The organism is Niallia sp. Kr1 (genome assembly GCF_050389805.1).
Taxonomy (GTDB): Bacteria; Bacillota; Bacilli; order Bacillales; family Cytobacillaceae; genus Bacillus_BD.
Genome location: NZ_CP130945.1, coordinates 3663049 through 3681542, shown reverse-complemented (window position 1 = coordinate 3681542; position 18494 = coordinate 3663049). Strand labels below are relative to the sequence as shown.

Genomic DNA, 18494 nt, shown 5'->3' with positions numbered 1-18494 from the left:
AATGGAAGCAGAGTTAGAAAAGTTTACCCATTTTTTAAGAGGTGAAAAAGGGTTAGCAGAAAATACAATCATTTCGTATATAAGAGATTTAAAAAGTTATACGAAGTATTTAACGAGTGTAAAGAAGTTAAGGAATTTTACTGAAGTCCAAAGAGTTCATATTACTGGATTCTTAGGCTATTTACAGGAACAAGGGAAATCTTCACGTACCATAGCGAGACATATTGCCTCGATAAGAGCAATGCACCAATTTTTACTTCGTGAGCAATTATCAGATCATGATCCGTCCGTTTTAATTCAGCCACCTCAACTAGAACGATCCATACCGAAAGTTATGAGCGTAGAAGAAGTTGAAACGTTATTAAGCTCTCCTAATACATCTGATCATTATGGCCTTCGAGATAAAGCGATGTTAGAATTATTATATGCAACGGGAATTCGAGTGAGTGAGTTAATTTCGTTACAAGTGACAGACGTTCATTTAATGTTGGGATTTGTTCGTTGTACCGGGAAAAACCATAAAGAACGAATTATTCCGATTGGTAAAACAGCTATCCAGGCTTTAAAAGAATATTTAGAAAAGGGTAGACCGGATTTCATCTCGCCCAAAGTTCAAGATGATTCTTTATTTTTAAACCACCATGGCAAACAATTATCAAGACAGGGATTTTGGAAAATTTTAAAAAGATTAGCACTAGAAGCAGGGATTAGCAAGGATTTAACACCACATACATTAAGGCATTCTTTTGCTACGCATCTTTTACAAAATGGAGCGGATATCCGTGCTGTACAAGAAATGCTTGGACATGTCGACCTTTCCACTACTCAAGTTTATACAAATGTATCAAAGACAAGATTAAAGGATGAATATAGTCGGTTCCATCCACGAGCCTAATTGATTGTATGCTGCCAAGTTAAATGGTGGCTTTTTTCTTAATTTAAACAAGTATAGGTTTTGTAAAGTTAGATTAATGTCTAGCTCCTAATGGAACTTCCTGTTTCTTCCTCAACAATTGCTTCAACATCGATTCACACTAACGGCTCAACGTATTTCATTTATCTCAGGGAAAGAACATCGACTAAAGACCGCCAAGGGCAGTCCATACGGAGCTGAGCACTCAAAGAAGAACTACTTTGAGTATACCTCTAAGGAACCAAAGACTTTTTGTTCTGAAGGCGCTTCCGCTTTTTTTTCATGAAAGCATAAAATGAAGGAAATGATAGAGTTGTATTGCTACAATGAAGAACAAGATGAAAAGCTGGAGGGATTTTATGAATACTGGAACATTTCCATTTAAACGTATCTTTCTGATTGTGATGGATTCAGTGGGAATTGGTGAAGCTCCTGACGCAGAAAAATTTGGTGACAGAGGAGCCCATACATTAGGTCATATCGCTGAAAAAATGAATGGAATACATATGCCGAATATGGCGAAGTTAGGACTTGGTGTCATAGAAGAAATCAAAGGAATTCCTGTAGTGCAAAATCCTCTTGCCTCCTATACGAAAATGAAAGAAGCTTCTAATGGAAAAGACACAATGACAGGGCATTGGGAGATTATGGGATTGAATATCAAAACCCCTTTCAAAACCTTTCCAGATGGCTTTCCTAGTGAATTAATAGATGAACTAGAGAAGAAAACAGGTCGCAAAATCATTGGGAACAAACCAGCTAGTGGTACCGAAATCCTCGTAGAACTAGGCGAAGAACATATGAAGTCCGGAGCCTTAATCGTGTATACTTCAGCTGATTCCGTATTGCAAATTGCTGCACACGAGGAAGTAGTTCCCCTTGATGAACTTTATGAAATCTGTAAAATTGCGAGAGAACTAACCCTTGATGAGAAATACATGGTAGGGAGGATTATCGCCCGACCATTTATCGGCACACCAGGGAATTTTAAGAGAACCTCGAACCGACATGACTATGCGTTAAAGCCTTTTGGCAGAACGACAATGAATGAATTGCATGATGCTGGTTTTGACGTGATCGCGATTGGAAAAATCCATGATATTTATGATGGGGAAGGAATCACGAAAAGCTTAAGAACCGTTTCCAATATGGATGGCATGGATAAATTGCTGCAAACCTTTGAGATGAATTTTACCGGTTTAAGTTTTGTGAATCTTGTTGACTTCGATGCGTTATATGGTCATCGTCGTGACCCAATAGGATACGGGAAGGCGCTTGAAGAATTTGATCTCCGCTTATCAGAGGTTTTTAACAAAATGGACGAAAAAGATTTGCTAATCATTACCGCAGATCATGGAAATGACCCTGTCCATCATGGGACTGATCATACGCGTGAATACGTGCCCCTTTTAGTGTATACACCGAAAATTAAACTGGGGAATCCGTTATCACTTCGAGAAACGTTTGCCGATATTGGGGCTACCATCGCTGAAAACTTTTCCGTTCAAATGCCACCTTATGGAAAAAGTTTTTTAAATGAATTGATTAATAAGAGGTGAGTTATAGATGAGGATGGTAGATTTAATTGAAAAAAAACGGGACGGATATGAACTTTCAACCGAGGAAATTCAATTTATTATTCAAGGCTATACAGAAGGAGATATTCCAGATTACCAGATGAGCGCATGGGCGATGGCTGTTTTATTTCAAGGAATGACTCCCAACGAACAGGCAGATTTAACGATGGCGATGGTCCAATCCGGAGATGAAATCGATTTAAGTGAAATACAAGGAATAAAAGTGGATAAACATTCAACAGGTGGTGTTGGAGATACAACCACACTTATCCTAGGTCCACTTGTGGCCTCTGTTGGGGTACCTGTCGCTAAAATGTCTGGTCGTGGATTAGGGCATACTGGAGGAACAATTGATAAGCTAGAATCGATTAACGGATTCCATACGGAAATTGAAAAGGAACAATTTATCGATTTAGTAAATAAAAATAAACTTGCGATTATGGGGCAAAGCGGGAATCTAACACCGGCTGATAAAAAGCTTTATGCGCTAAGGGATGTTACAGCGACCGTCAATAGCATCCCATTGATTGCAAGCTCAATTATGAGTAAAAAGATTGCTGCAGGTGCCGATGCCATATGTTTAGACGTTAAGACTGGAGCAGGAGCTTTTATGAAGACCCTTGAAGGTTCGAAAGAATTGGCACAGGCAATGGTACGGATTGGTCAAAAGGTCGGACGAAAAACAATGGCTGTGATTTCGGATATGAGTCAGCCGCTCGGAAATGCCATAGGCAATGCTCTTGAAGTGCAAGAAGCTATTGATACATTAAAGGGTAAAGGGCCTGAGGACTTAACGGAGTTATGCTTAACATTAGGAAGTCAAATGGTTGTTCTCGCTGAAAAAGCTGACTCGCTTCATGATGCAAGGGAAATGCTTGAAAAAGCAATTGAGAACGGGAGTGCCCTAGACCAGTTTAAAATCTTTATCGCTTCTCAAGGTGGAGATCCTACTATCGTGGACCATCCTGAAAATCTTCCGCAGGCAACATTTCAATTTGAATTAGAGTCAAAAGAAGCAGGATATATTGCGGAAATGGTTGCAAATGAAATTGGAACGGCTGCAATGTTATTAGGTGCTGGCAGGGAAACAAAAGAATCAGTGATTGATCATTCTGTAGGTCTTGTTCTCAGGAAGAAGATTGGTGATTATGTCCAACAAGGAGAATCTATTGCAACGATTTATAGTAATAGAGAAAACGTAAATTCAATTAAAAAATGGCTTCATGAAAACATTAAAATTTCTAATGAGAAGGTAGAAGCTCCACCTCTAATTTATGAGATTTTTACGAATGAATAAAAAAACACGGAGAAGAATTCTTGTTCGCTATTTGCAAACGGAAATTCGTCTCCGTGTTTTTTTTTACTGCATTCAACAGGAAACCTGCACTACTAAAGTGAAGGGATGGATGCTAGGTGGTTTTTTGATTCAGTTGGGGGTTAAACCTCACCCATTGAAGGTAAGCCTCCAGCGAGCGTTGCGATATTATTATGTATTTTATCGAGCAAGCCCAAGTATTAAATCACGGTACAAATTCGGAGGACCAATTTAATTATGGCTGTATAAATTTGGTATTTATGGAAAAAATGGAAACGAAGAAAGAATGGAGGGATTTTGTGATGAAACGAGTCGTTTCAGTCATGCTCACGGTCTTATTATCGCTATCAATCATTGCTCCAATAGCATCTGCTGAGGAAAAAACAGGAGTTGAATTAGCTGATAACGTAAGATCTGCCATATTAATTGAGCGTGATACAGGTAAAGTATTATATGAAAATAACAGCAAAGAACAGTTACCACCCGCTAGTATGACAAAAATCATGACGATGCTCTTAATTATGGAAGCACTCGACAAAGGAAAAATTTCTTACGATGAAAAAGTGCGTGCCAGTGAGTATGCAGCCTCCATGGGAGGATCACAAATCTTTTTAGAACCAGGAGAAGAAATGACGGTTGAAGAACTGTTAAAAGGAATTGCCATTGGTTCTGGGAATGACGCTTCTGTAGCAATGGCCGAAAGAATTGCCGGTTCAGAAGAAGGATTCGTCGAGATGATGAATAAAAAAGCAAAAGAATTAGGTTTAAAAGATACAAAGTTTCAAAATACAACAGGATTACCTGTGGATGAACATTACAGCTCCGCCTATGATATGGCAATTATGGCGAAAGAATTACTAAAGTATGAAGGCATCACAAAGTTTACAGGTCAGTATGAAGACTACTTACGTGAAAATACCGATAAAAAATTCTGGCTTGTTAATACCAATAAATTAGTTCGTTTTTATCCAGGGGTAGACGGCTTAAAAACCGGTTTCACAAGGGAAGCCATGTATTGTTTGACCGCAACCGCCGAGAAGGATGGGATGAGAGTCATTGCCGTCGTATTTGGCGCACCGACTCCGAAAGATCGGAATGCACAAGTAACAAAAATGCTTGACTATGCTTTTAGCCAATATAAAACGCACCCAATGTTTGAACGAAATCATGTAATGGGTTCTGTAAAGATAAGTAAAGGAAAAGAAAAAGCAGTGGAAGTTGTAACAAGTGAACCGATTTCGTTATTAACGAAAAAAGGTGAAAACATTGAGGATGTAAGTCAAAAGGTTACCGTTAAAAAGGACTTAAAAGCTCCAATTAATAAAGGAGATCAAGTTGGAACCCTTATTATTGAAAAAGATGGGGAAACATTAGTAGAAAGTCCATTAGTAGCAAAAGAGGATATTGAAAAAGCAAGCTTGTGGGATTTATTCAAACGATCCTTTGGAATTTTTACGAAAACGGATTGACAAATCAAGTAATTTTTTAGCGAATTACCACTAGTTTTGTTTTTAAGAAGGAAATAAAAAAGGTTATATAGAATTGACTCACTATTAGGTGCCATTTATGTATGTAGGATATGTAGGAAAGGGGCAACGAAAAAGTGAGTCTGAATATTGAATTACAAGTCAAACAAGATGTTTTATGCATTCGTTTAGCAGGAGAGTTGGATCACCATACAGCCGATGAACTCCGCAGTAAAGCCGTTCATGCCATTGAAAGTCACGACATCCGCCATATCGTCCTAAACTTGGAACATTTATCCTTTATGGATAGTTCTGGCTTAGGGGTTATTTTAGGCCGTTACAAGCAAATTAAACAGGTTGACGGTGAGATGGTCGTATGTGCAATCTCCCCTTCTGTTCAAAGATTATTTGATATGTCAGGCTTATTTAAAATTATTCGTCTTGAGCCTACAGAAGAAAATGCTTTGCAAAGACTGGGGGTTGCCTAAGCGATGAAAAATGAGATGAAGCTTCAATTTAGTGCATTGAGTCAAAATGAATCTTTTGCGCGCGTTACCGTTGCGGCCTTTATTTCGCAATTGGACCCAACCATGGATGAATTAACGGAAATTAAAACCGTTGTATCAGAAGCTGTAACAAATGCAATTATTCACGGATATAATAGTGATCCAAATGGGATTGTCTACATTTCTGTTTCTCTTGAAAACGGGTTTGTTGAACTGACCGTTAAGGATGAAGGAATTGGAATTCTAGATGTAGAAGAGGCTAGACAACCTCTTTTTACAACAAAGCCTGAATTAGAAAGGTCTGGAATGGGATTTACAATCATGGAAAATTTTATGGATGACATCGAAGTTCAATCGCAGCCAGGTAAAGGTACCGAGATCCGACTAAGAAAGCATTTGTCACCAAGTAAAATGCTATGCAATTAAGGAGTCTTGCCGATGGATGTGGAGGTTAAAACAGAAAAAACTCAACCTTATTTGAAAGATAATGAGGTAAAAAAATTAATTAAGCTAAGTCAAGAAGGCGATCAAAGTGCGAGAGATTTGATCGTTCAGAAAAACATGCGATTAGTTTGGTCTGTTGTCCAACGTTTTTTAAATCGTGGTTATGAACCAGATGACCTTTTTCAAATCGGGTCGATCGGTTTATTAAAGTCGGTGGATAAATTCGATTTATCTTATGATGTCAAATTTTCTACGTATGCCGTCCCTATGATCATTGGTGAAATTCAACGTTTTATTCGCGATGATGGAACGGTGAAGGTCAGTCGTTCGTTAAAGGAATTAGGAAATAAAATTCGAAAGGCGAAAGACGAATTATCCAAGAAATTAGGTAGAATCCCGACTGTTAATGAACTGTCTGAGTATATGGAGATTTCTACGGAAGATATCATCATGGCGCAGGAAGCGAGCAGAACGCCTTCCTCTATTCATGAAACCGTATATGAGAATGATGGGGACCCTATCACTCTTCTTGATCAGATTGATGATGGAAATGAAGGGAAATGGTTTGATAAGATAGCCTTGAAAGAAGCCATCTTGGAACTTGATGAACGCGAAAGATTAATTGTCTATCTCAGATATTATAAAGATCAGACACAATCAGAAGTAGCGGCAAGACTAGGCATCTCACAAGTACAAGTATCTCGATTAGAAAAGAAAATATTGCAACAAATGAAAGACCGTATGGATATTTAAATCCATGCGGTCTATTTTTGTTGGAAAAATCAGGGTTGGTTCAATTCATGTGTATTTTGGATCAATTAAAACTTGTCTTGGTTCAATTCAGATCCCTTTTTGGTTCAATATTCCCTAACTTTGGTTCCGTTAATAAATTTTCACGAATTAAAGTATTCCAAATCCAACCCAGATATCCATTTATTGGGGTTCATGTTCATTCTTAAGTAAGAAATACTATGTTGTAAGAGGAAAATGCGATTGTGGGGTGTGAACATGTTGGAAAAAACGGTTTATATTCGTTTACGTCACCGCGTTTTTGTTCAACCAAACGATAAAATTCTAGTAAAAGATATTGCACAGATCATCGCAGAAGAATCTATATATAATCAGATAAAAGAAATCGTCCTTTATCAAGTAAAGCCTGAGGATCGTAATATTGTGATCATCGATATTATGCAGATTGTCGAAAAGATAAAAGAATTGGATCCAGCCATTGAAGTCCAGTTAATCGGGCAATCGCAAACTATTATTGAAGTCGTTTTTAAAAAAAGAAAGGTTTCACCGGTTCTTTTTCTATTAATTTGGTTTTTACTATTCTTTGGTTCGATGTTAACGATTATGAACTTTCATGAAGATGTCAGCATGCAGGATGCCCATCAAAGACTTTACAAAATTATAACGGGAGAAAATGTTGAAAAACCATTGTTGTTTCAAATTCCCTATTCACTTGGATTAGGTTTAGGAATGATTATCTTTTTTAACCATGTTTTTAAGAAAAGACTTAATGAGGAGCCAAGTCCACTCGAAGTAGAAATGTTTAACTATCAACAAGATCTCGATCGCTATGTGGTCATGCATGAAAATAAAGAAAGAATGTCAAAGAAAAAATGATGTTAAAATTTTTATTTGTCATTTTTATTGGTTTAGCAGGTGGTCTTTCAGTGGGGGCTGGGTATGTGGCCTTTTTAACTGTATTGGGGATTATCCCGAGATTAACACAACTATCTAAAACCATGAAAATGATTCAAGCCTATGAATGGGCAGTTGTCATGGGTGCGGTAGTTGGAACATTTGCTTTTTTACAAGAACCACATATGCATCTTCCACGTGTCATCTTGATTGGACTTGGCCTTGCAGGTGGCATCTTTGTTGGAATGATGGCTGCAGCATTAACAGAAGTATTAAATGTATGGCCCATCTTAGCCAAACGGATTGGAATCGAAGACAAAATTGTAATTCTCATGATGGCCTTAGTCATTGGAAAAATAGTGGGTTCACTATTTCAGTGGATGTTTTTTGTGGACCATTAATAAATTCCCGACTCAACTGTGTAGGGTCATAGGAAATTAGGGGACTTTGAGTGTAGTGTCTGAAGCGGAGATTAACAATCAAATGTATTAGAGTCAAATTATAATAAAGAAAGGAAAACGTATATGGATCGTAAAAGAAAAGTGATTCTTGTTACAGATGGAGATGACTATGCACGTAGATCACTCGAAATCGTTGCAAAGGAAATAGGAGGGCGATGTATCTCCATGTCACATGGAAATCCATCTGTTTTAAGCGGTCCAGAAATTGTTAAACACATAAAAAAGGCAAAAGGAGAGCCTGTTTTAGTGATGTTTGATGATAGTGGGATTATGGGGGAAGGAGCAGGTGAAACAGCCCTTAAATATGTCGCAAACCATGAGGAACTAGAAGTTCTTGGAGTCATTGCGGTAGCTTCGAAAACGAGGAAAGAAGAATGGACAAGGATTACAGTAAGTATTGATCGTGAGGGCAATTTGACAGAGAAAGGGGTTGATAAATTTGGGATTCAGGAAATGGAAGATGGGAGATTGTATGGGGATACGGTTTATTGTGTAGACCAATTAACAGTACCAATCGTTGTAGGAATTGGCGATATTGGAAAAATGGCTGGAAAAGACCATTATGAAATCGGATCTCCGATTACCAAACAAGCTGTACAACTTATTTTAGAAAGGAGTGGTTTTTATGACGAACGAAGTGAAGGAGAAAACACCGATTCCTAAATCTCCTAATGAAGTAGAAAAGTTTATGAAAGAAAAAATAGGATTAGGGAAAAGCTTTGATACTGGAGTTAGAAAACTAAAAATTATAAATAAAGATGTTCATTTTTATTATATCAATGGACTCTGTGATGCTGCATTTATAATTGAATTAACTGAGGAATTAGTACAAATAAACGACCACGAAGAGGATTCTAATCGCTTATTTGATATTGTTCATAATCGCCTAGTTCATCAGTCTGTAAAACCCATCAAATCACTAGATGAAATGGTAGATGAGGTTCTTTCTGGTTTAATAGTTGTGGTGGTAGAAGGCGAGCCCCAAGGCTTGGTTGTCGATGTTAGAAGCTACCCAGGTAGAACCCCAATGGAACCTGACACGGAAAAAGTCATTCGTGGTTCAAGAGATGGGTTTGTTGAGAATATTATTATAAATACCGCCGTAACAAGAAGAAGAATTCGGGATGAGAACTTACGCTTTGAGATTATGCGTGTGAGTGAAAGGGGTAAGACGGATATTGCGATCGGATATATTGAGGGGGTCGCCAATCCTGATTTAATTGAAATAGTAAAAAAGGAATTGAATAATATTGCAATTGATGGGATTCCATTAGCAGATAAAACGGTAGAAGAGTTTTTACTAAAACAAGGCTATAATCCATATCCATTAGTCCGCTATACCGAAAGAGCCGATATTGCGGCTAGCCATTTATTAGAGGGTCATGTCCTTATTTATGTCGATACCTCTCCAAGTGTTATTATTACACCAACGACGATTTTTCACCATATGCAGCATGTGGAAGAGTATCGGCAATCACCAGGAGTTGGAACGTTTGTAAGATGGGTCCGTTTTCTTGGAATTTTTGCTTCTCTTTTTTTATTGCCATTATGGTTTTTATTTGTATTAGAACCTCATCACTTACCTGAAAGAATTGCATTTGTTGGTCCAAATGAATTAACCCATATCCCAGTTGTTGTCCAAATATTTTTAGCCGATATAGGAATTGAATTTCTGCGAATGGCTGCCATCCATACCCCCACTGCTTTATCCAATGCGATGGGTCTAGTGGCAGCGGTATTGATCGGGCAAATTGCAATAGATGTCGGTTTATTTGTTCCAGAAGTCATTTTATATAGTTCAATTGCGGCAATAGGGAATTTTGTTACTCCAAGCTATGAACTGGGCATTGCGAATAAACTGGCTCGACTAGGCTTATTAATCATCGTGGCGATTTTCCATACACCGGGATTAATTGTAGGGATTACGATTTACATTATTTTATTAGCAAGAATTCATTCATTTAATACCCCTTATTTATGGCCATTAATCCCATTTCAACCGAAGGCATTAATACAAATCCTAATCCGTAGAGCCGTACCTGGGTCGCAAATTAGACCAAGTATTGTACACACAACGAATCGAATCAGGCAACCGAAACAGTAGATAGCCAAAAGAGCTTGCGAAGTTGATGATGGCAGGCTCTTTTGGAATGTTTTCATATTGCGATATGCATTTTGATGTGATAAAGTAAATTTTAAACAAGTAGTCAGGTGCATGCCGTAAAAAGCCATTTAAAAACAGGCTGTATGAATAGGTAAATATTAATTTTGAACTACTGTTGATGGTAGTGGAAGGCACGAAAACTTCGGAGGTCACCTGTGGTTCGCGAAGTGCTTGAAACGATAATCAACCACTCAATTTTACAGAGCCCATATATAATGGTATTTTGACGGGCAAATTTTTATTTAAGGAACGAGGGAAGATATGTATTATTATGGAACAACCACAGTAAATGATAAGGGTCATTTAGAAGTTGGCGGAGTAGATACGGTAGAATTAGTGAAGGAATATGGAACTCCCCTTTATGTGTATGACGTTGCTTTAATTAGGCAAAGAGCCCAAAGTTTTATCGAAGCATTTAGTAAAAATGGTGTAAAAGCCCAAGTTTCTTTTGCTAGTAAGGCTTTTTCATCTATTGCCATGTTGCAATTAGCAGAAGAGGAAGGACTATCACTTGATGTTGTTTCAGGTGGAGAATTATATACAGCAGTTGCCGCTGACTTTCCAATGGAAAAAGTTCATTTCCATGGCAATAATAAAAGCAGAGAAGAGTTATCCATGGCTTTAGATTATAAAATAGGCTATGTGGTTGTTGATAATTTTTATGAAATAGATTTATTAGAAGAGTTATGTGCTCAGAGAGAACAAAAAATGTCTGTTGTTATTCGTGTTACCCCTGGAATAGAGGCACATACACATGATTATATTATGACAGGGCAAGAAGACTCTAAATTTGGATTTGGTTTAACGAATGGTCAAGCAGAGGAAGCATTGTCAAAAATTATAGAGTCGTCTTGGTTGGTTCCATCTGGATTACACTGTCATATTGGATCGCAAATTTTTGAAACAACAGGCTTTATTTTAGCGGTTCAAAAGATTTTTCAAAAATTATCAGATTGGAAAGCGAAATTTTCATATGAACCAGAGATTCTTAATCTTGGTGGTGGCTTTGGAATTCGTTATACAGATGAAGATGATCCGAAACCAGCTGATCAATATGTGGATGATATTATTAAAGAAGTAAAGAAACAAGCACAAGAACATTCCATGAAAGTCCCTGAATTAGGAATTGAGCCTGGTCGTTCTTTAGTGGGAGATGCAGGGATTACGCTATATAAAATCGGTTCAAGTAAAGAAGTTCCTGATGTACGCAAATACATTGCGATTGATGGGGGAATGACCGATAATATAAGACCAGCACTTTATGGCGCGAAATATGAGGCTGTACTTGCGAATAAACCTTTAGAAAAACCAACAGAAGTTGTTTCCATTGCAGGTAAATGCTGTGAATCAGGAGATATGTTAATCTGGGATTTACCTTTACCAGAACCAGGTCAGGAGGATATTTTAGCTGTATTTTGTACCGGAGCTTACGGTTATTCTATGGCGAATAACTATAACCGAATCCCACGTCCGCCTGTTGTCTTTGTTGAAAATGGGAAAACAACATTGGTCATAAAAAGAGAAACATATGAAGATCTTATTCGACTTGATTTATCGATCAATCAAAAAGCTAAGCATTTATAATGCTTAGCTTTTGTGCGCTTGGCAGCGCATTGGACTAACGGGTGAAAGTCCCGAACACGCCGTGGTGGCGGAAGTGTATAGCTGACAGGTAGTGCATTGCCGTGAGGAAATGTGCGGAGGACTTGAAGGCAAAACCTGGAACAGGCGACAATTTAACCATGTTGGCTGGCGGAGTCGGATAACCCTGCAAAAGAAGGGAATGTCCAAAGCCACAAGAGGGCTCTGTTAGTTAGGAGGACTGGATTCAGGGGAAAGTCCGATGGCGTGACCCAAGGAGGTCTCATCGCCTCCATACATACTATGGTAAACCTTAAACAAGTCAGTGATTGACAAGTAAAGGCTATGGGTGGTGAGAAGTCAGAGCAGGGGATAGTAGTGAATAAACTTACTGGAAAGGTCGCAAAGGTAAGTGACTCAATACCTAGTTATTGAGAGGAGCCATAACCCAAAAGGTATGTACTCTATGCGAAGCCCGTCTGTCCATGGAAGAGAAACTGAGTTATCTTATAATACGTCATGTCCATACAGAAACCGAGAGGATAAATCCATAGAATCGGGGTCGAACAGAAGGGTAGACCGTATGGGGCGTAGTACTTTATGAATCTGTTGATATTGCCGAGGTTGGGCTAGTCAATCATCAGACTGAAAGGAAAGAAACGGAACATGAACGAAAAAGAAGACAAACAAGGTTTTCGTGAGGGAGTAAAGACCCCACAAAAGAGGAAATGGTATAGTCTCATAGATAAAATATGGGCAATGCCTAACATGGAGGAAGCCTTTAAAGAGGTAAAAAGGAATCGTGGAGCTGCAGGGATAGATGGAGTAACAATTAAGGCTTTTGAATTTGGTGTGGAGGATAATGTACAAATCCTTCAACGTGAATTACAAGAAAAGACATACAAGCCGAGACCTGTGAAACGTGTATATATTCCAAAGGCTGATGGTTCAAAAAGGCCTCTAGGTATCCCAACCGTGAGAGACCGAGTAGTGCAGGCTTCTGTGCGTAGAATAATAGAACCAATATTTGAAGCTAAATTTCTTGATTGCAGTTTTGGCTTTCGACCGAACCGAAGTGCACATATGGCGTTGGAGAAAATTCGAAAGGATTTAATGGATGGTTATGTGTATGTAATTGATGCAGACTTAAAATCATACTTTGATACAATTCCACACAACAAACTTATGTCTTTGGTTAGAGAAGAAGTAGTGGATGGAAGTGTCATTCGACTACTTGAAAGTTTTCTCCAAGCAGGAATTATGGAAGGTGGCAGTTTCCATTTAAATGAAAAAGGCACCCCACAGGGTGGAGTCATTAGTCCATTGCTTGCGAACATTTACTTGCATCCGTTGGATGAGCTTATGACAGAGAGAGGACATCGCATTACAAGATATGCGGATGACTTTGTTATTTGTTGTAAGTCACAAAAAGGTGCTGAAAGAGTACTTAAATCAGTTACTCGAATCCTTGAACAAAAACTTGGATTAATCGTACATCCTGAGAAGACTAAGATTGTTAATAATATGAATGAATCATTTGTTTTTCTGGGTTATGAATTTAAACAAGCTTATTGGATTAAACCTTCTGAGAAATCTATAAAGAAGTTTAAAAGTAAGGTCAAGGAAATAACAAAGCGAAATCAAACGGTAAACATTGAAAATCTGATTAAAGAAGGATGGGGAAATTATTTTGGATATTGGCACACGAAGTCACTAATGTCTATGTTTGATAAATGGATTAGGAGAAGATTACGGTCTGTCCAATTAAGAAGTTGGAGGAAAATAAGGAAACTACATAGGGAGTTACGCAGAAGAAAATGGAAAGGGGAACTTCCTCAGCTTCGGATGTATGCATGGAGAAGTTCAAAGTGTAAACCCGTAAATGTAGCCCTCCCAAATAAATGGTTTTATAAAAAGAAAGGTCTTGTTTCTCTTGTGGACATTTACAATGAACATCATCCCCAACGGGGATAATCATGGAGGAGCCGTATGCGATGACCCGCACGTACGGATCTGTGAGAGGCGCATGAATAATTCATGCGCCTACTCTATTTGTCGTATTGCCTAGCCCTAGCGCCTATCCTCTCAATGTCATAAGGTTTTATTAGTCCTCTTTAGACCTAAAGAATTGTTCAATCTCGCTCTGCGTGACAAGCTTGTCTAGCGTTGTCATGCGGACAGTCGCCTATACATTTCTTCCAAGCCGTCAAGATGATTATAGAAATCTTCTTGACGACTCGTCTTGTGCAGACTTTAGGGTGAACAGGAGATTGCGCTTTTCTTCTAGGAGAACATAGCCTTAATGGCGTCGATTAAACTAATGAAAAATTGTTTTAATTTCTCTAAAAAGCCTTGTCCTTCTTCACTTTCAAGGAAATTCGTTATTTTATCTTTGGCAATATTAATTTGCTCTCCTACTTGATTCCAATCTATATTTAAATCCTTTAATTTATTAAAAAGATCAATTAAACTTTGAATTTGTTCTTCTGTTAACGTAATTCCTAATTCCTTTGCAGCTTGCTCAATAAGAGCTCTAATATCAGCCTCTGTTTTCGGTGGATTCTTTGCGATTTCTTCTTTTACTTTTGCAATCAAAGCGGAAGCATTGTCTGCTCCAATGGAATCTCCAAGCTCAGCTGTTTTTACTAATTCTTCATTAGCTGCTTGTTTCACATCCTCTGGAATGGTTTTTTCAGCGGAAACCTCATAGGCCTTGATCAAACCTGTTAAAGCACCTGTTCCAGAAACTTCAAATGGTGCAGTGACATAAATTTCGGCATCTTTTACACCAGCGGTAATGAGGGCATTTAAGTACATCTCATCTGTAACCCAATTGATATTTTTCGTTTCAACTTCAAGTCCTGAATTTTTTTCACTTATGGTAATCGCTGAAGAAGAAATGGCTCTTGTTCCAATAAGTGATTTTGCAATATAATTCCCTAAATATTTATGCTCCTCTTCGTTTGAAACGGTGATAATTTGTGCATCTTGGGGTGCATTCATTTCTGCAAGGACGGCACTCTTTTGTTCCTTAGTTAAGTCTTCTCCTAAAGTAATAATCATGTCACCTACAGCAACATCAGCATAACTATGTATAGGGAGTATAAGCAGCATACAAAGTAATAAGATCACATTTTTTAAGAATTTCATTTAGTCACCTCAAACTATTCTAAAGAATCTTTTCTAACCATATTTCACACTTACAAAAATATCATTATATGGTTATAATATCCGTAAAAGCTACACAAATTCATCATACTAAATTTTTTCTAGAAAGAGAAGTCCATATTATTTCTACCTCCTGAAATATATTTGAGATTGAAAGATGTTCATGAATTATGTATCATGAAAAGTATGATGCTAACGAATGAATAGGTCATAATGTTTAACTTCATTCAGCGGAAGTCCTTTACAACGGTGCAATTGGGTATATACAAAAGGAAAACTGAAAGAGTAGGGTTTAAAACCCTGCTGAATAAAGTTAAGCCTCCGGCAGATGCCTCGGATTTTAAAAAGAAATTAATTAAGCGACGACGATGGACAGGATGTCCTAGTCAGGCGAGTCATGCGGCTGTGGTGTTATGAAGTGTGATAAAATCTGGGTGCAATGTCAGCAGGCGAATTTGATAATATTTTTTAAAAAAGCTAAAACTAGTTTTTTTGGTTTTTAAAAAAGAGGGATTAATGATGCTTATTCGTTATAAAAAAAGTTTTGAAAAAATCGCTATGGGTTTATTATCTTATATGCCAAGTGAAAAAGATTTGAAAAAATTGCAACAAACCATTAAGCAGTATGAGTCTGAAAAGGATTGGCAATTATTTCTATGGAAAGTAGGCGAAGATATTATTGGTCTACTTGGTGGTGTATGGAAGAATGAAGAAACATTTGAGATCTATCATATTTCACTAAATCCATCCCACCGTGGTCAAGGTATTGGTTCAAGTATGGTAAAAGCATTAAAGGATTTGTACCCCGAAAAGCAAATCCTGCCTACTGAGGTAACTAGTGCATTTATTAATAAATGTATACAAGAAGGTAGAGAGTAGTCCTCACTGCCTTCTATTTCTTTTGTTCTTTAGTGCTTGTTGTCTTTCTTCTATAACCGGAGAGCGATCTCTTCTCATATGTCGATGGACGACGTCATGATCTTCCATATTACTGTTACTACCCCAAGCTAGTCCTAGTTCTTTAGAACGTCGGGCACACAGTGAAACTAATTCATGAGAAAGTGGTAATGAATAACTGTTGTAGGGCTTGAGGCTATCGATACGAGCAAGATGATCATCGATTTCTTGAAGTAGTATTGTTGCTTCAATACCAAGTTCTTCAAGTTTTTCTTTATTCTTAGAAAGAATGTAGGCTGATTTTTCTAGTGTTCTTTTAGCGCCAGCAAAATTTCCGCGCCTATGATGATAGTTGGACACCGCTAGTTGAATCAGACCAACCCATATGGACTCTTTATTGCCGCTATCTACCTTTTTCCAATAATCTTCTAATATCTCATGACATTCAAAATAGTCGCGATCCCCATGGAAATGGACTAAAAAATGGATATATTCCTGTGGAAAATTCATTCTTCAAAACTCCTTTTTTCATCTCTTTTAACCTTACTAGGTATTTTATAAAAATATGCTTCTCATTTTTCTGCGTAAAAAAATCCATACTTCTGTACTTCGAAGTTTTCATAAATATTTTATTGGATAAATTGAATCAATCTACTATACTAATTATAGCTTATTTTCAAAAGAAGTAGATATTCAACATAAGACTGAACAACAATTAATGGAAAAGTATTGGTGGAAAAGATGCAATATAAAGTAAAGATTGATGCTTTTGAAGGTCCACTTGATTTGCTCCTTCATTTGATCAATCATTTAGAAATCGATATATATGATATTCCCGTTGCTGAAATAACTGAACAATATATGACATTCATTCATACAATGAAAGAATTGCAGCTTGACGTGGCAAGTGAATATCTTGTTATGGCTGCGACATTATTAGAGATTAAGAGTAAAATGCTTCTGCCTAACCATAATAATCATGGTGATGATGAACTGATGATTGAGATTGAAGAAGACCCCCGTGAAGAATTAGTGGAAAAGTTACTTGAATATCGCAAGTATAAAGAGATTGCTGGTGATTTACGCTCACTTGAGGAGGAAAGAGGGTTAATGTTTACGAAACCTCCTAGTGATTTAACAGAATATGCTGCACAAGTACAGATAGAGAAACAACCAGTCGGAAATGTTTCTCTCTACGACATGCTTGGTGCCCTACAAAAACTACTAAGAAGAAAAAAACTGCAAAGGCCATTATTAACGAAAATTACTCGGCAAGAAATTTCAATTGAAAAAAGGATGCAAGAAATTCTACATGATTTAAAAGGAATAAAAGGACGCACTCATTTCTTTGATCTATTTCCTGCACATGATAAAGAGCATATCGTCGTGACCTTTTTAGCGGTACTGGAACTTATGAAACAAAATGAAATAATGATTGAACAAGAAAAAAACTTTGCTGACATATATGTTTTTGCTATGGAAGGAGCAAGGTAGATGGAGATTATCCACTGGAAAGGAATTGTTGAAAGCTTATTATTTGCTGCTGGTGATGAAGGTCTAACGCAGAAACAAATTTGTGAGGTACTTGAATTGGACGAGACCATCGCCATGCAGGTCATCCAAGAGTTGCAGGCAGAGTATAATGAGAATGCCAATCGAGGGATTACCCTTGTACAATTGGCTGGTGTTTTTCAACTTGTAACGAAGAAGGAATACTCTCCTTATTTAAAAAAATTAGTTGAATCACCCAATACATCTACCCTATCACAAGCTGCACTTGAAACGCTTGCGATTATTGCTTATAAACAGCCGATCACAAGAATTGAAATTGAAGAGATTAGGGGCGTCAAAGTTGAAAGAGCTCTTCACAATTTAACGGCAAAAGCGCTGATTAAAGAGGTTGGTAGAGCGGAAGGACCAGGTAGAGCGTATTTATATGGTACGACTAAGGAATTTCTTGATTATTTTGGATTAAAAAATATTGAAGAGCTCCCTCCGTTACCAGTTAGTGTTGATGAGGAGTATGTGCAAGAAGAAGCAGATCTCTTTTTTGATCGGTTTGAAGAAGAGTAGTCTAATGATGAGTCTCAAATAAAAGGTATTTTTATGGTTTCTATGTTAAAATAAAAAAAGATAGACACAATTCAAACTATTATAAAAATGAAAGTTAGGGTGAAGCGTAATTTTAACTTCCTTCAGCAAATGCTTTTGTACCGAAAGCTTACGACAGGTACAGAAGTCTTTAGTGATTATAAGTGACGAGAAAGCTTTTATCAATTCAGTGGGGGGCAAGCCCAGGCTGAATGGAGTTAAATCCCCCGGCGGATGTCTCGGATTTTTTTAAGGAAATTTCTTGAG

General features: G+C 37.6%; 18 protein-coding genes. 16 read left to right on the top strand and 2 right to left on the bottom strand.

Annotation, left to right across the window (positions count from 1 at the left end; genetic code table 11):
• Position 1: 1 nt before the first annotated feature.
• From xerD to ltrA, 13 genes are all read left to right on the top strand, one after another.
• Positions 2-895 (top strand): site-specific tyrosine recombinase XerD, encoded by an 894-nt coding sequence (gene xerD, locus Q5760_RS18005; RefSeq protein WP_428908996.1) that lies wholly within the window; start codon positions 2-4, stop codon positions 893-895.
• Between the two features lie 377 nt (positions 896-1272).
• Positions 1273-2472, top strand: coding sequence for a phosphopentomutase (gene deoB / locus Q5760_RS18000; RefSeq protein ID WP_428908995.1), 1200 nt, complete (start codon positions 1273-1275; stop codon positions 2470-2472).
• A gap of 7 nt (positions 2473-2479) precedes the next feature.
• Positions 2480-3787, top strand: a complete 1308-nt coding sequence (locus Q5760_RS17995; RefSeq protein WP_428908994.1) for a pyrimidine-nucleoside phosphorylase — start codon at positions 2480-2482, stop codon at positions 3785-3787.
• 320 nt (positions 3788-4107) lie between these two features.
• A complete protein-coding gene (locus tag Q5760_RS17990; RefSeq protein WP_428908993.1) occupies positions 4108-5274 on the top strand; it encodes a D-alanyl-D-alanine carboxypeptidase family protein in 1167 nt (388 codons plus the stop codon).
• 134 nt (positions 5275-5408) lie between these two features.
• A complete protein-coding gene (gene spoIIAA / locus Q5760_RS17985) occupies positions 5409-5759 on the top strand; it encodes an anti-sigma F factor antagonist (protein ID WP_428908992.1) in 351 nt (116 codons plus the stop codon).
• Positions 5760-5762: 3 nt separating this feature from the next.
• Positions 5763-6203, top strand: a complete 441-nt coding sequence (gene spoIIAB, locus Q5760_RS17980) for an anti-sigma F factor (protein ID WP_428908991.1) — start codon at positions 5763-5765, stop codon at positions 6201-6203.
• Positions 6204-6215: 12 nt separating this feature from the next.
• Positions 6216-6974 carry an RNA polymerase sporulation sigma factor SigF gene (gene sigF, locus Q5760_RS17975; RefSeq protein ID WP_428908990.1) on the top strand — a complete coding sequence of 253 codons (759 nt, stop codon included), beginning with the start codon at positions 6216-6218 and terminating at the stop codon, positions 6972-6974.
• Between the two features lie 258 nt (positions 6975-7232).
• Positions 7233-7847 carry a stage V sporulation protein AA gene (locus Q5760_RS17970; RefSeq protein WP_428908989.1) on the top strand — a complete coding sequence of 205 codons (615 nt, stop codon included), beginning with the start codon at positions 7233-7235 and terminating at the stop codon, positions 7845-7847.
• On the top strand, positions 7844-8266 hold the full coding sequence (locus Q5760_RS17965; protein WP_428908988.1) for a stage V sporulation protein AB: 423 nt from the start codon (positions 7844-7846) through the stop codon (positions 8264-8266). The genes Q5760_RS17970 and Q5760_RS17965 overlap by 4 nt, the downstream gene beginning before the upstream one ends.
• A gap of 123 nt (positions 8267-8389) precedes the next feature.
• Positions 8390-8989 carry a stage V sporulation protein AE gene (locus Q5760_RS17960; RefSeq protein WP_428908987.1) on the top strand — a complete coding sequence of 200 codons (600 nt, stop codon included), beginning with the start codon at positions 8390-8392 and terminating at the stop codon, positions 8987-8989.
• The gene (locus Q5760_RS17955) at positions 8952-10430 is read left to right on the top strand and encodes a spore germination protein (RefSeq protein WP_428908986.1); all 1479 of its coding nucleotides are present in this window, start codon (positions 8952-8954) and stop codon (positions 10428-10430) included. Before Q5760_RS17960 ends, Q5760_RS17955 begins: the two co-directional genes overlap by 38 nt.
• Before the next feature lie 321 nt (positions 10431-10751).
• Positions 10752-12074: a diaminopimelate decarboxylase gene (lysA, locus tag Q5760_RS17950; RefSeq protein ID WP_428908985.1), complete on the top strand. Its 1323-nt coding sequence runs from the start codon at positions 10752-10754 to the stop codon at positions 12072-12074.
• Positions 12075-12737: 663 nt separating this feature from the next.
• The gene (gene ltrA, locus Q5760_RS17945) at positions 12738-14045 is read left to right on the top strand and encodes a group II intron reverse transcriptase/maturase (RefSeq protein ID WP_428908984.1); all 1308 of its coding nucleotides are present in this window, start codon (positions 12738-12740) and stop codon (positions 14043-14045) included.
• A 309-nt stretch (positions 14046-14354) separates the two neighbouring features.
• Here the strand turns inward: ltrA and Q5760_RS17940 are convergent, their stop codons facing one another.
• Positions 14355-15221 (bottom strand): DUF1002 domain-containing protein, encoded by an 867-nt coding sequence (locus Q5760_RS17940; RefSeq protein ID WP_428908983.1) that lies wholly within the window; start codon positions 15219-15221, stop codon positions 14355-14357.
• 537 nt (positions 15222-15758) lie between these two features.
• On the opposite strand from Q5760_RS17940, the gene Q5760_RS17935 reads away from it, so the two are divergent.
• A complete protein-coding gene (locus tag Q5760_RS17935; protein ID WP_428908982.1) occupies positions 15759-16118 on the top strand; it encodes a GNAT family N-acetyltransferase in 360 nt (119 codons plus the stop codon).
• Between the two features lie 3 nt (positions 16119-16121).
• Here Q5760_RS17935 and Q5760_RS17930 read toward each other — a convergent pair whose 3' ends face one another.
• On the bottom strand, positions 16122-16646 hold the full coding sequence (locus Q5760_RS17930) for a DUF309 domain-containing protein (protein ID WP_428908981.1): 525 nt from the start codon (positions 16644-16646) through the stop codon (positions 16122-16124).
• A 231-nt stretch (positions 16647-16877) separates the two neighbouring features.
• Between Q5760_RS17930 and Q5760_RS17925 the strand changes: the two genes are divergently transcribed.
• Entirely contained in the window at positions 16878-17630 is a 753-nt protein-coding gene (locus tag Q5760_RS17925; RefSeq protein ID WP_428912623.1) for a segregation/condensation protein A, read from the top strand.
• Positions 17631-18209, top strand: coding sequence for an SMC-Scp complex subunit ScpB (gene scpB, locus Q5760_RS17920; RefSeq protein WP_428908980.1), 579 nt, complete (start codon positions 17631-17633; stop codon positions 18207-18209).
• Positions 18210-18494: the final 285 nt, after the last annotated feature.